10 protein-coding genes and 1 pseudogene are annotated in these 13,335 nt (G+C 69.9%); 4 read left to right on the top strand and 7 right to left on the bottom strand.

Annotated elements, in window-relative coordinates; translation table 11 throughout:
- The first annotated feature begins 227 nt into the window (after nt 1-227).
- Nucleotides 228-1,409, top strand: a complete 1,182-nt coding sequence (locus ACFYMC_RS04975; RefSeq protein ID WP_388518933.1) for an acyltransferase family protein — start codon at nt 228-230, stop codon at nt 1,407-1,409.
- Nucleotides 1,410-1,459: 50 nt separating this feature from the next.
- Here ACFYMC_RS04975 and pgl read toward each other — a convergent pair whose 3' ends face one another.
- The 5 genes from pgl to tkt are packed head-to-tail and all read right to left on the bottom strand — an operon-like array spanning nt 1,460 to nt 8,114.
- Nucleotides 1,460-2,242 carry a 6-phosphogluconolactonase gene (pgl, locus tag ACFYMC_RS04970; RefSeq protein ID WP_388518930.1) on the bottom strand — a complete coding sequence of 261 codons (783 nt, stop codon included), beginning with the start codon at nt 2,240-2,242 and terminating at the stop codon, nt 1,460-1,462.
- Nucleotides 2,239-3,342 (bottom strand): glucose-6-phosphate dehydrogenase assembly protein OpcA, encoded by a 1,104-nt coding sequence (gene opcA / locus ACFYMC_RS04965; protein ID WP_388518927.1) that lies wholly within the window; start codon nt 3,340-3,342, stop codon nt 2,239-2,241. Before opcA ends, pgl begins: the two co-directional genes overlap by 4 nt.
- A complete protein-coding gene (gene zwf, locus ACFYMC_RS04960; protein WP_388518924.1) occupies nt 3,339-4,868 on the bottom strand; it encodes a glucose-6-phosphate dehydrogenase in 1,530 nt (509 codons plus the stop codon). The genes opcA and zwf overlap by 4 nt, the downstream gene beginning before the upstream one ends.
- Before the next feature lie 5 nt (nt 4,869-4,873).
- The gene (gene tal, locus ACFYMC_RS04955) at nt 4,874-5,992 is read right to left on the bottom strand and encodes a transaldolase (protein WP_388518921.1); all 1,119 of its coding nucleotides are present in this window, start codon (nt 5,990-5,992) and stop codon (nt 4,874-4,876) included.
- A 34-nt stretch (nt 5,993-6,026) separates the two neighbouring features.
- Complete coding sequence (gene tkt / locus ACFYMC_RS04950) at nt 6,027-8,114, bottom strand: transketolase (protein ID WP_388518918.1); 2,088 nt, start codon at nt 8,112-8,114, stop codon at nt 6,027-6,029.
- A 299-nt stretch (nt 8,115-8,413) separates the two neighbouring features.
- On the opposite strand from tkt, the gene ACFYMC_RS04945 reads away from it, so the two are divergent.
- From ACFYMC_RS04945 to ACFYMC_RS04935, 3 genes and pseudogenes are all read left to right on the top strand, one after another.
- A complete protein-coding gene (locus ACFYMC_RS04945) occupies nt 8,414-9,361 on the top strand; it encodes a heme o synthase (RefSeq protein WP_388518915.1) in 948 nt (315 codons plus the stop codon).
- Nucleotides 9,362-9,492: 131 nt separating this feature from the next.
- A pseudogene (locus ACFYMC_RS04940) lies at nt 9,493-9,804 on the top strand (hypothetical protein); the annotation flags it as partial.
- Between the two features lie 153 nt (nt 9,805-9,957).
- The gene (locus ACFYMC_RS04935) at nt 9,958-11,064 is read left to right on the top strand and encodes an amidohydrolase family protein (protein ID WP_388518913.1); all 1,107 of its coding nucleotides are present in this window, start codon (nt 9,958-9,960) and stop codon (nt 11,062-11,064) included.
- Nucleotides 11,065-11,096: 32 nt separating this feature from the next.
- On the opposite strand, the gene ACFYMC_RS04930 is transcribed toward ACFYMC_RS04935, so the two are convergent.
- Complete coding sequence (locus ACFYMC_RS04930; RefSeq protein WP_388518910.1) at nt 11,097-12,065, bottom strand: heme A synthase; 969 nt, start codon at nt 12,063-12,065, stop codon at nt 11,097-11,099.
- A gap of 69 nt (nt 12,066-12,134) precedes the next feature.
- The gene (locus ACFYMC_RS04925; RefSeq protein WP_388518907.1) at nt 12,135-13,265 is read right to left on the bottom strand and encodes a hypothetical protein; all 1,131 of its coding nucleotides are present in this window, start codon (nt 13,263-13,265) and stop codon (nt 12,135-12,137) included.
- Nucleotides 13,266-13,335: the final 70 nt, after the last annotated feature.

Raw genomic sequence — 13,335 nt, 5'->3', positions numbered from 1 at the left:
CCCTTCCTCGTGGTCCTCGTGGTGTTCCTTCCGTTCCGAATAGGCAATGAGTTCCTTTCACGAAGAAAGTGAGGTCGTGTTAGGGATATCACCCATGCTCGAATCCATCTGCGCCATGGGCAGGCCCGTTCTATGTGAGAGTGCGGGGGGTGCCTCGCCGGGGTTCGGGTCGGGGTGATGTTCGAGGCGGTTATTGCGTGAGGCGGACCGCGGAGAAAGGTGAGGTCTTGTCTCTCGGTCGCGTGGCCAGCTCCATACCCGTCCAGCGCCGGGGCGGTGTCGAAACGATTCGGCGCGCCGGTTCCTTCGGGAGTACGGGCGCACGCCCCAGCGGCCGGGTGGACTCACTGACCGGCCTGCGCTGGTTCGCCGCCCTGGGCGTCTTCCTCTTCCACACCGCGGCCCTGGCACCACTGCCCTTGCTGGGCCCACTGATGCGGATCGGCTACGAGGGAGTTCCCTTCTTCTTCGTCCTCTCCGGTTTCGTCCTCACCTGGTCCGCACGGCCGGACGACACCACCGTGCACTTCTACGTCCGGCGCTTCGCCCGGGTGTGGCCGCTGCTGGCGGTCACCACCCTGCCCGCGCTGGCCATCGCCCACTGGTGGAAGGGCGAGGCGTTCTCGGCCACCGGCCTGCTGGCCACGCTCACCCTGACGCAGGCATGGAGCACCGACCACTTCTTCACGGCCAACATCGTCACGTGGACGCTGTCCTGCGAGGCCTTCTTCTACCTGGTCTTCCCCTTCGTGCTCCGGCTGCTGACCCGGCTGCGCCCCGCCGGGCTGCTGACCGTCGCGCTGGTGATGCAGGCACTGACACTGCTCTCGCGGACCTGGCCCGGATCCGAGGCGTTCCCCTTCCAACTGGTACGTCTGACCTACGCCTCCCCGCTCGCCCTCACGCCCATGTTCATCACCGGGATGTGCGTCGCACTCGCGGTCCGGCAGGGCTGGCGCCCGTGGCTGGGAGTGCGCGGCTCCTTGCTGCTCCTGACCGCGGTGGTCCTACTGCGTTGGCGTTCGGCCTACCAACCGGGCCTGGTGCCCGGCTTCCCCCCGGACGCGGACTACTTCGACTCCGCCGTGTTGCCGGTCTTCGCCCTGCTGATCGCCGCCGCCGCGGTGCGCGACTGCGAAGGGCGGCCCAGCCTCTTTCGCCGCCCGGCCCTGGTGAGGCTCGGAGAGTGGTCCTTCGCGTTCTACATCGTGCACGTCCTGGTGCTGGACGGGATGCGCCACTACGGGCTGCTCGCCGGGCTGGAGACGGCTCATGGCAAGCTCGCCGTGCTCCTGTTGGCCGCCCTCCTGTGCACCGCCGCGGCGGCCGTCCTGCACCACGTCGTGGAGAAGCCCGCCGACCGGGGTATCCGCTCGGCCTTCAAACGCCGCCTGGACACGCGCGGATAGGCGTCCGGGCCCGTCCCCCGGAGGGACGGGCCCGGACCACGCGTCACGGCTCAGGCCGAAGCCGGCGGGTAGAGCTGCGGCGGTATTTTGGCCGCCGCCGCACGGTCGAGCAGCCACAGCGTGCGGCGGCTTCCCTGGACGGCCGAAGCGGGTGCCTGGAGCCGGCCGGCCCCACCGAGCGCGACGGCCACCGCTCCTGCCTTGTCCTCTCCTGCAGCCAGCAGCCAGACCTCACGGGCCGCGGCGATGGCCGGGAGAGTGAGGGTGATGCGGGTGGGCGGGGGTTTGGGTGCTCCACGGACACCGACCACGGTGCGTTCGGTCTCGCGCACCGCTGGGTGTTCCGGGAACAGCGAGGCCACGTGCGTGTCCGGGCCCACACCCAACATGAGTACGTCGAAGGCGGGCACCGGGCCGTGGTCCTCCGGCGCCGCAGCCGCGGCCAGCTCCGCCGCGTAGGCGGCGGCTGCCGCCTCCACGTCCGCTCCGTACGGGCCGTCCGAGGCGGGCATCGCGTGCACCCGGGCCGGATCCACCGGCACGGCGTCCAACAGCGCGGCGCGTGCCTGGACGTGGTTGCGGTCCGGGTCGTCGGCCGGCACGTACCGTTCGTCGCCCCACCACAAATCCAGGCGGGACCAGTCCACCGCGTCCCTCGCCGGTGTGGTGGCCAGTGCGGCCAGCAGCCCGTTGCCGTTGCGCCCGCCGGTCAGCACCACGGAGGCTGAACCACGGGCGCTCTGCGCGTCCACGATCTTTGTGATCAGCCGGGCCGCAGCGGCCTGGGCCATCAGCTCCTTGTCCCGGTGGACGACCACCTGAGGGGCGCTCATGAGGCCGCCTTCTTCGTGGTGGCGCCCTTGGGGGCCGGCTTGCTGGCCGATTTGGCACGTGTGGCAGCCGGTGAGCCCGCCGGTTCCGGTCCCTGCCCGGTGCCGCTGTCCACCGCCGCGGTCCGGTCGGTGGCGGTGGATGTCGGGGAGGCCGCCGCCGGGGCGAAGTCAACCTCGTGACCCAGTCGGTCAACACCGAACTTCAGTGCGGATTCGTAGGTGTTGTCCGGGTCCAGTCGGCGCAGCTCCTCGGCCAACAGTTCGGCGGTGTCCCGCCGTTTGAGGGCGACCGCCCGGTCCGGTTGCCCGGGCAGGCACAGGGTCGCGAGCCCCCCGTCGGCGCGGTTGAGGACGACTTGGCCGTCCGTGGTCACCAGCCGTACGGAGGTGAGCCCGGGGCCTTGGGAGAAGGAGCGCTCCACCGGGACCTGGAGTCGTTCGCCCAGCCACATGGCCAGCAACTCGCAGCTCGGGTTGTCCGACTCGCCCTCCACGGTCGCGGAGACGATCCGGACGTTCTGCTGGTCCAGGGCCGCCGCCAGCATCGAGCGCCACGGCGTGATCCGGGTCCAGGACAGGTCGGTGTCACCGGGGGCGTAGAAGCGGCTCCGTGCCGCGAGGTCGTTGAGCGGGTCCTCGCACGCGTAGGTGTCCACGATCCGACGCTGCCCCAGTGCCCCCAGCGGGTCGCCCGCCAAGTCCGAGGGGGCACCCTCGGGCCACCACACGACCACCGGGGCGTCCGGTAGCAGCAGGGGGAGGACCACCGACTGGGCGTGGTTGACCAGTTCTCCGTGGAGCCGCAGGACCACGGTCTCCCCGGTACCTGAGTCGGCTCCCACGCGAACCTCGGCGTCCAGGCGCGAATCACGTCGGCTGCGGGGCGAGCGGCTGACCCGCTTGATGACCACGATGATCCGCGAGGGGTGCTCGTGGGAGGCGTCGTTCGCCGACTTGAGGGCGTCGTACGCGTTCTCCTCGTCGGTGACGATCACCAGCGTGAGCACCATGCCGATGGCGGGCGTGCCGATGTCCCGGCGGGCCTGCACCAGCGCGCTGTTGATCTTGCTGGAGGTGGTCTCCGTGAGGTCGATCTTCATGGCCGGCGCCAGCTCCGTCCGTCTCGTGCGAGCATCTCGTCCGCCTCGACCGGCCCCCAGGTGCCCGCGGGGTACTGCGCGGGCTTGCCGTGCGTGTCCCAGTACTCCTCAATCGGGTCGAGGATGTTCCAGGAGAGCTCGACCTCCTGGTGCCGGGGGAAGAGGTTCGCGTCGCCCAGGAGCACGTCCAGGATCAGGCGCTCGTACGCCTCGGGGCTCGACTCCGTGAAGGATTCGCCATAGGCGAAGTCCATCGTGACGTCCCGGACCTCCATGGAGGTGCCCGGCACCTTGGAGCCGAAGCGGACCGTCACCCCCTCGTCCGGCTGTACCCGGATGACCAGGGCGTTCTGACCCAGTTCCTCGGTAGCACCCGATTCGAACGGAAGGTAGGGCGCGCGCTTGAAGACGACTGCGATCTCGGTGACCCGCCTGCCGAGCCGCTTGCCGGTGCGCAGGTAGAACGGCACCCCGGCCCAGCGACGGTTGTTGATCTCCAGGCGGATCGCGGCGTAGGTGTCGGTCTTCGACTTGGGGTCGATGCCCTCTTCTTCGAGGTACCCGACGACCTTCTCGCCGCCCTGCCACGCACCTGCGTATTGGCCGCGCACGGTATGGCTGCCGAGGTCCTCGGGCAGTTGCACGGCCGCCAGCACCTTGAGCTTCTCGGCGACGAGGGCCTTGGGGTGGAAGGAGCCCGGCTCCTCCATGGCGGTCAGTGCCAGCAGCTGGAGCAGGTGGTTCTGGATGACGTCACGGGCGGCGCCAATGCCGTCGTAGTACCCGGCCCGGCCTCCGATGCCGATGTCCTCGGCCATGGTGATCTGTACGTGGTCCACGTAGGACCGGTTCCAGATCGGCTCGAACATGGTGTTGGCGAAGCGCAGCGCCAGGATGTTCTGGACGGTCTCCTTGCCCAGGTAGTGGTCGATCCGGAAGACCTCGTTGGGTGGGAAGACCTCGTGGACGATCTGGTTGAGCTCCTGGGCGCTGGCCAGGTCATGACCGAAGGGCTTCTCGATCACTGCGCGGCGCCAGGAACCCGCCTTGGGGTCGGCCAGCCCGTGCTTCTTGAGCTGTTCGACGACCTTGGGGAAGAACTTGGGCGGCACCGAGAGGTAGAAGGCGAAGTTCCCGCCCGTGCCCTGGGCCTTGTCCAGGTCCTCGATCGTCGACTTCAGGGTCTCGAAGGCGGCATCGTCATCGAAGTCACCGGGCACGAAGCGGCAGCCCTGGACGAGCTGCTGCCAGACCTCCTCACGGAAGGGAGTGCGGGAGTGCTCCTTGACCGCGTCGTGGACCTCCTGGGCGAAGTCCTCGTCCTGCCATTCACGGCGGGCGAACCCGATGAGGGAGAAGCCCGGCGGGAGGAGGCCCCGATTGGCCAGGTCATAGACGGCAGGCATCAACTTTTTACGTGACAAATCGCCCGTGACGCCAAAGATGACCAGGCCCGACGGCCCCGCGATGCGCGGGAGCCGTCGGTCCTGTGCGTCACGGAGCGGGTTCGCTCCGTTCACAGACAAAGTGCTCAGCCCTCCGAGGGGGCGAGGCGCTTGAGCTCCGCCTCGGTCGAGGCCAGCAGATCGTTCCAGGACGCCTCGAACTTCTCGACGCCCTCGTCCTCCAGCAGCTGGACGACATCGTCGTACGAGATGCCGAGCTTCGCGACGGCGTCGAGCTCGGCCTGGGCCTGCTCGTAGGTGCCGCGGATGGTGTCGCCGTTGATCTCGCCGTGGTGGGCGGTGGCCTCCAAAGTGGCCTCCGGCATGGTGTTGACGGTCCCCGGTGCGACCAGGTCCACCACGTACAGGGTGTCCTTGTACGCCGGATCCTTCACGCCGGTCGAGGCCCACAGCGGGCGCTGCTTGTTGGCCTGCGCCTTGTCCAGGGCGACCCAGCGCTCCGAGGAGAAGACCTCCTCGTAGGCCTGGTACGCCAGGCGGGCGTTGGCGAGGGCCGCCTTGCCGCGGGCCTCCTTGGCCTCCGGGGTGCCCAGGGCGTCCAGTCGCTTGTCGATCTCGGAGTCCACCCGGGACACGAAGAAGGAGGCAACCGAGTGGATCTTGGACAGGTCCAGTCCCGCCGCCTTCGCCTTCTCCAAGCCCGCCAGGTAGGCGTCCATGACCTCGCGGTAGCGCTCCAGCGAGAAGATCAACGTGACGTTGACGCTGATGCCCCGACCGATGACCTCGGTGATCGCAGGCAGGCCGGCCTTGGTCGCCGGGATCTTGATGAGGGTGTTGGGGCGGTCCACCAGCCAGGCCAACTGCTTGGCCTCGGCGATCGTGGCCGTCGTGTTGTGGGCGAGCCGCGGGTCCACCTCGATGGAGACCCGGCCGTCCTGGCCCTGGGTCGCGTCGAACACCGGCCGCAGGATGTCCGCGGCGTCGCGGACGTCCGAGGTGGTGATCATGCGGATGGCCTCGTCGACGGTGACCTTGCGGGCGGCGAGGTCGGCCAGCTGCTGCTGGTAGCCGTCGCCGCTGCTGATGGCCTTCTGGAAGATCGACGGGTTGGTGGTGACACCCACCACGTGCTGCTGATCGATCAGCTCGGCCAGGTTGCCGGAGGTGATCCGCTTGCGGGACAGGTCGTCCAGCCAGATCGCCACGCCTTCGTCGGAGAGGCGCTTGAGTGCGTCTGTCATGAGAATTGCATCTCCTACTTGTCTGTTACCGGCGTCAGCGCGCTGCGGCAGCGATCGATTCCCGGGCGGCGGCGGCCACCGCGTCAGCGGTGAAGCCGAACTCGCGGAAGAGCACCTTCGCGTCGGCCGAAGCGCCGAAGTGCTCCAGCGACACGATGCGGCCCGCGTCGCCGACGTACCGGTACCAGGTCAGGCCGATGCCCGCCTCGACGGCGACCCTGGCCTTCACGGACGGCACAAGGACGCTGTCCTTGTAGGACTGCTCCTGCGCCTCGAACCATTCGACGCAGGGCATGGACACGACGCGCGTCGCCACCCCGTCGGCCTGGAGCTGCTCGCGGGCGTCGACGGCCAGATGCACCTCGGAGCCGGTGGCGATGAGGATGACCTCGGGCTCACCACCCTCGGCCTCGAACAGCACGTAGCCGCCCTTGGCCGCGTCGTCGTTGCGCGGGTAGGTCGGCACGCCCTGACGGGTCAGGGCCAGACCGTGCGGGGCTCCCTTGCCGTAGACCTTGGTGTGGCGGCGCAGGATCTCGCGCCACGCGACGACGGTCTCGTTGGCGTCGGCGGGGCGGACCAGGTTCAGACCCGGGATGGCGCGCAGCGAGGCGAGGTGTTCCACCGGCTGGTGGGTCGGGCCGTCCTCGCCCAGACCGATGGAGTCGTGCGTCCACACGTACGTCACCGGCAGGTGCATCAGCGCGGACAGCCGCACGGCGTTGCGCATGTAGTCGGAGAACACCAGGAAGGTGCCGCCGTAGACGCGGGTGTGACCGTGCAGTGTGATGCCGTTCATGGCGGCTGCCATGGCGTGCTCGCGGATGCCGAAGTGGATGGTGCGGCCGTAGGGGTCCGCCTCCGGCAGCGGGTTGTCCGCCGGCAGGAACGAGGAGTTCTTGTCGATGGTGGTGTTGTTGGAGCCGGCGAGGTCCGCCGAGCCGCCCCACAGCTCCGGGACGACAGCGCCGAGAGCCTGGAGCACCTTGCCCGAGGCGGCACGGGTGGCGAGGCCCTTGCCAGGCTCGAACTCCGGCAGGGAGTCCTCCCAGCCCGAGGGGAGTTCGCCCGCGTTGATGCGGTCGAACTCGGCGGCGCGCTCGGGGTTGGCGGTCCGCCAGGCGGCGAACTCCTTCTCCCACTCACCACGAACCTCGCGGCCGTGGTCCACGGCCCGGCGGGTGTGCCCGATCACCGCGTCGGAGACCTCGAAGCTCAGCTCGGGGTCGAAGCCCAGGACGCGCTTGGTGGCCGCGACCTCCTCATCGCCCAGTGCCGAGCCGTGCGCGGCCTCGGTGTTCTGGGCGTGCGGTGCGGGCCAGGCGATGATCGAGCGCATGGCGATGAAGGACGGGCGCTCGGTCTCGGCCTTGGCCGCGGCGAGCGCCTCGAACAGCGCCTGCGGGTCGAGGTCGCCGTTCTCCTGCGGAGCAACCCGCTGGACGTGCCAGCCGTAGGCCTCGTACCGCTTCAGGGTGTCCTCGGACACCGCCGTTTCGGTGTCGCCCTCGATGGAGATGTGGTTGTCGTCCCACAGCAGCACGAGGTTGCCGAGCTTCTGGTGGCCCGCGAGGGAGGACGCCTCGGCGGAGATGCCCTCCTGGAGGCACCCGTCACCTGCGATGGCGTACACCATGTGGTCGAACGGCGAGGCCCCGGCAGCGGTGTCCGGGTCGAACAGGCCTCGCTCGTAGCGGGCGGCCATGGCCATGCCGACGGCATTGGCCACACCTTGCCCCAGAGGCCCGGTGGTGGTCTCGACGCCCGCCGTGTGCCCGTACTCAGGGTGGCCGGGGGTCTTCGACCCCCAGGTGCGGAAGGCCTTGAGGTCGTCCAGCTCCAGGCCGAATCCGGCCAGGTAGAGCTGGATGTAGAGAGTCAGGGAGGAGTGGCCCGCGGACAGCACGAAACGGTCTCGTCCGACCCACTCGGGGTCGGACGGGTCGTGGCGCATCACCTTCTGGAAGAGGGTGTACGCGGCAGGTGCCAGGCTCATGGCCGTACCGGGGTGGCCGTTTCCGACCTTCTGTACGGCATCCGCGGCCAGGATGCGGGCGGTGTCAACGGCCCGCTGGTCCAACTCGGTCCAGTCGAGGTCTGTGGTGGTCGGCTTGGTGCTCACCCTGGGTCAGGGCTCCTCTCCACATGTCGAATCCCGGTGACGGCAGGTGCACCGGCGCGTGGCCGAGCCTACCCTCGCGGCGGCGCGCATCTTTTCGACACTGGTATCTGGGGTAACTCTCCTTCCACTCCAGGGTGCGCGGATGAGCTGCCCTTCGCCTCCCGGTCGTACGGTCCAACACGACCCACCCCGGCGCGGGGCGACCTGTGGGCAACGTCTAGAGTGGCGTGGTACGCGCAAGTCTTTTCCGGGCATTCACGCCCGAATACCTAGGGCTTGCTGGGAGTCTTTCGTCAGGGGTGTGCGTGACGGCCGTCGAATCCCGTCCAGCGGGGGTGCTCGGGACGAGCCCCGGCCACCGCCCGCTCGGGGCCCGGGTCATGGCTTTCGTGGCATTGACCAAGCCGCGGATCATCGAACTTCTGCTGATCACCACAGTGCCGGTGATGTTCCTGGCCGAGCAGGGTGTGCCGTCGATGAAGCTGGTCCTCGCGACCTGCATCGGCGGTTACCTCTCGGCCGGCGGCGCCAACGCCTTGAACATGTACATCGACCGGGACATCGACGCGCTGATGGACCGTACGTCGCAGCGCCCCTTGGTGACCGGCATGGTCAGTCCGCGCGAGGGGCTGGTCTTCGGGCTCGTTCTCGCGGTGGTCTCCACGCTCTGGTTCGGCCTGCTCGTCAACTGGCTGTCCGCCGGACTCGCCCTCGGGGCGCTCCTCTTCTACGTGGTCGTCTACACGATGCTGCTCAAGCGTCGGACCGCACAGAACATCGTCTGGGGTGGCATCGCGGGCTGCATGCCGGTGCTCATCGGGTGGTCCGCGGTGACGAACTCGATGTCCTGGGCAGCAGTGATCCTCTTCCTCGTCATCTTCTTCTGGACGCCGCCGCACTACTGGCCGCTGTCGATGAAGGTAAAGGAGGACTACGCCCGGGTGGGTGTGCCGATGCTCCCGGTCGTGGCGGGCAATCAGGTCGTCGCCCGACAGATCGTCCTCTACAGCTGGGTGATGGTCGCCGTTTCCCTGCTGCTCCAACCCCTGGGTTTCACCGGCTGGTTCTACACGGCGGCTGCCCTGGCCGCCGGTGGTTGGTGGCTGTGGGAGGCGCATGCGCTCCAGACGCGCGCCAAGGCGGGTGTCACCGGCGCCAAGCTCAAGGAGATGCGCCTGTTCCACTGGTCCATCACCTATGTCTCGCTGCTCTTCGTCGCGGTCGCGGTGGACCCCTTCCTTCGCTGAGGCGTCCGTGCCGGTGTGACCGGCCACGGTTGAGCGGGCCCATGCTCCCTGTGGGGCATGGGCCCGCGCCGTTGTGGCGATGGTTCCAGGCCACTGGCGCCCTCCGGCTACTGGTCGGTAGCATTCCTGTCATGGCAGACACCAAGCAGGAGCGCGGGGCGGCGAAGCTCGCCCGGCAGATCGGCGCCTTCGCGCAGGCCCACGGCGGTGCCGAAGGGCAGCTCGCATACCTCGGCCAGATGGGCACGCGCATCGTCCTCGTGGGCACCGACGGCGGTTGGGGCGACCTGGTCGCCCCCAGCCACGCCGTCGCCGAGCTCGCCGCCGAGAAGGCCGGCCTCACTCTCCACGAGTCCTTCGACGGAGACTTCGCGGCCAAGGTGCGCACCGGCCCGTACGAGTGGACGCGGATGGCCGGGATCCAGCTCGGCGGCCCGGCCAACCCGCCCGCCCCCAAGGCCGCCGTGCCGACCCCCGAAGCGGGTGCCGGCGACGAGGGTGCCCAACCGAGCACCAGCACGAGCAACACCTGACGTGGGGCTCACCCGTTAGGACGTGTGACAGCGCGAACCGCACGTCCACAACGGGATGCCCGGATGATCGAAACGCCGCCCCTGGTGGACCAGTACTGCCACGGGGTGCTCCGCACGGACCTGGGCCTTGGCACCTTCGAGGCCCAGCTGGGCCGGGCCGCCGGCCCGCCCGCCTCCGGTACCACCTTCTTCGACACCCAGACCGGCTTCGCGGTGCGCCGCTGGTGCCCGCCCCTGCTCGGGCTGGAGCCGCACTGCCCGCCGGCCCGCTACCTGGCCCGTCGCCGGGAACTCGGCGCCCTGGAGTCGGGGCGGCGGCTGCTGCGAGGATCAGGCATCGGCGCCTACCTGGTCGACACCGGACCACACGGTGACCTGACGGCTCCGGCCGAGCTCGCCGCCGTCGGCGACGCCGAAGCGCACGAGATCGTCCGACTGGAACAGCTCGCCGAACAGGTGGCCGACACTTCCGGCACCGTCGACTCCTTCCTGACCAACCTCGACGAGGCCCTGCACGCCGCAGCCAGTACCGCGGTGGCCTTCACCTCCGTGGCCGGCAACGGCTCCGCTCTGGCCTTCGCCCCTGAACCACCCGCACTCGCACAAGTGCGCGGCGCCGCCGGCCGCTGGCTGGCCGGACGTCGGCGCGGCGGACCGGTGCGTGATCCCGTCCTCCTGCGCCACCTCCTGTGGAGCGCCGTGGACTGTGGGTTGCCCCTGCAACTCCACGCCGGAACCAGCGAGCCGGTACTGCGCATCGACCGCACCGACCCGATGTTGCTCACCGACTTCGTCCGCGCCATCGGCGGCCTGGGCACCGACCTGGTGCTGTTGCACGGCTATCCCTACCACCGGCACGCCGCCCATCTGGCGAGTGCCTTCCCCCATGTCTACGCGGACCTGGGGCCGGCCCTCGCCCATACCGGGGCGAGGGCCGGCGAGGTGTTGGCCGAGCTCCTGGAGCTGGCTCCGTTCGGGAAGCTGCTGTTCTCCAGCGGCGGGCGTCGGATCCCGGAACTGCACGTGGTCGGCGCGCGGGTGTTCCGCGAAGCGCTCGCCCGTGTCCTGGGCGGCTGGGTCGGCGACGGAGCCTGGTGCCGTCCGGATGCGGAACGGGTCGCCGCCATGATCGCCGCTGGCAACGCACGTCGCGTCTACGCCCTGAGGTGAGGCCCGTGGGCCAGCCGGCCGGGCACGGGACGTCAGGCCGGGGAGAGCGCGGATTCCTGCTGCGCCGGGATGCCCGCCGCCGGGGTGGGACGTTCACGCAGGCTCAGCGCCACGCGTAGCACCGCGATCCACACCAGGCAGGACCCCAACATGTGGGCGCCCACCAGCAGCTCGGGCAGCTGGGTGAAGTACTGCACGTAGCCGATCGCCCCCTGGGCAACCAGTACCAGCAGCAGGTCTCGGGCGCGGGCACGGGTGTCGTGCGGTGCGTCCACCACGCGCAACGCCAGCCAGAGGGCCAGGGCCAGGGCACACACCACCCACGCGGCGATCGCGTGGACGTGTGCGGTGGTGGCCCAGTCGAAGGGCATGCGCTCGACCTCGCTGCTGTCACCGGCGTGCGGACCCGAGCCGGTGACGACCGTACCCGCGGCCACCAGCACCAGGGTGGTGGCGATCAACGCCCAGGACAGCTTGCGCACCGGCTTCGGGACGCGGGGCCGGGCCGGGGCGTCGCCCTCGCCCGTACGGTGCCAGCCGATGGTGGTCACCGTGATGAGCGCGGTGGCCAGCAGGAAGTGCCCGGCCACGCTGAACGGGTTGAGGCCGGTCATCACCGTGATGCCGCCGAGGACGGCGTTGCCCATCACCACGAAGAACTGCAGCCAGCCGAGCCGGGTCAGGGAACGGCGCCACGGCTTGGCGGACCGCGCCGCGATGATCGACCAGCCGATCGCCGAGCACAGCACGTACGTCAACATCCGGTTGCCGAACTCGATCGCGCCGTGCAATCCCTGTTCGGGAGTGGCGAACAGGCTCTCGTCCGTGCACTTGGGCCAGGTGTCGCAGCCCAGCCCGGAGCTGGTCAGTCGTACCGCGCCGCCGGTGACGACGATGGCCACGCTCATCACAAGGGCGGCGAGCGCGGCACGACGTACGGTCCGGGGCGTGGGGGTCCAGCGTTGGGCGATGAAAGCGAGGGGGGTCAACACGAGCACCATCGTAGGGCTCGACTTGTGCAAACTTTCACGAGGGGCGGAGACCGGTGCCCAGGACTGGACGGACGGTGCTCAGACCGGGCGGATACCGGACAGCGAGCGGGTCCGCCGGTAGAGGGCGGCGGCCGGGTCTCCCCGGCGCTGCCACCACACCCGCACCCGCCACTGTCCGTCCGGCCCCGGAGCCGCCGGCGACCGCAGGAACTCCTCCGCCAGCTCGGAGCCGACGTCCTCGGCGCTGCGGTCGGTCACGGTGGCCGTACTGTGCCAGGGGTGTTCCTGCGCGGTCCATGTCCCGTCCGGGGCACGCACCTCGAACAGCCACACGGCCAGCCAGGACGCGGTGTCCAGCACGGCTCGCACCCGCTCGTCCGGGAGTTGGAACCGTTCGGCGATCCGCGCCGGTGCGTCACCGCGGATACGCGCGGCCAGCACGGCCTGCGGCAGGTGCCGGTCCGGCAAGCGGCCCTCGCCGCGCAGCCGCTCCAGCCCGCCCCGCGGCACGTAGTGCAGGCGCAGACGCAGCTGGCGGGCGATGTGGTCGAGGGCCTCCGCCGCCTCCTCCCAGCCGGGGGAGCGGCTCGACAGTACGGAACGGAAGTCGTCCTCGGCGGCCACGCACCAGGCGATGGCCTCCTCGTTGGCGCCCAGCTCCGCCAGCCGGTCGCCCATGAACACCTTGGCCTGCGCCAGACCGCGGCGGTTGGTCGGGTCGTCCTGGTCCAAGTTCAGCCACACGTCGACGGCGGCCCGTGTCTGGTCGCAGGCCCGCCGTCCGGCAGCCACCTCGCCGGCGCTCGGGCCCTCCTCGCCCGCGGACCCCAGTGGATGACGGGGGATCCTGGCCTCATCGCTCAGTGGCCAGGCGAGCCACACGCCGTGATTGATCAGCGCTCGGGCGTGCCAGCGGGCGAACTCCGCCGAGTGCGCTGCCGCACGCTCGGAATGGACCAGCGCTTCCTCGATCGCGGTCAGTGCCGCCAGGCGGTTGCCCTGGGCGAAGCGACGTCCGGCCAGGTCGCCGAGGCGAAGGCCGAGCCGGGCGGAACACTCGGGGTCATCGCCGGCCAGCCGGCGCAGGGTGGAGATCAGTTCGCCCAGGAGCCGCTCGCGGTCATCGCCCGCAGCGTGCCGCCCCTGTTCGTCCAGGCGGGCCCGGGCCCACTCCTCGTCCAGCCGTAGAGCGGTCTCCCGCTGCGTCATGGCCGCCCCCCAGCGCTCGTGGTCCTGGCAACGCGATGTGCCCGGCGGTCATCCTAGAGCGTGGGCCGAG

It is taken from the genome of Streptomyces sp. NPDC006879, assembly GCF_042869595.1.
GTDB lineage: Bacteria > Actinomycetota > Actinomycetes > Streptomycetales > Streptomycetaceae > Streptomyces.
This window is presented reverse-complemented; position numbering and strand designations above follow the sequence as displayed.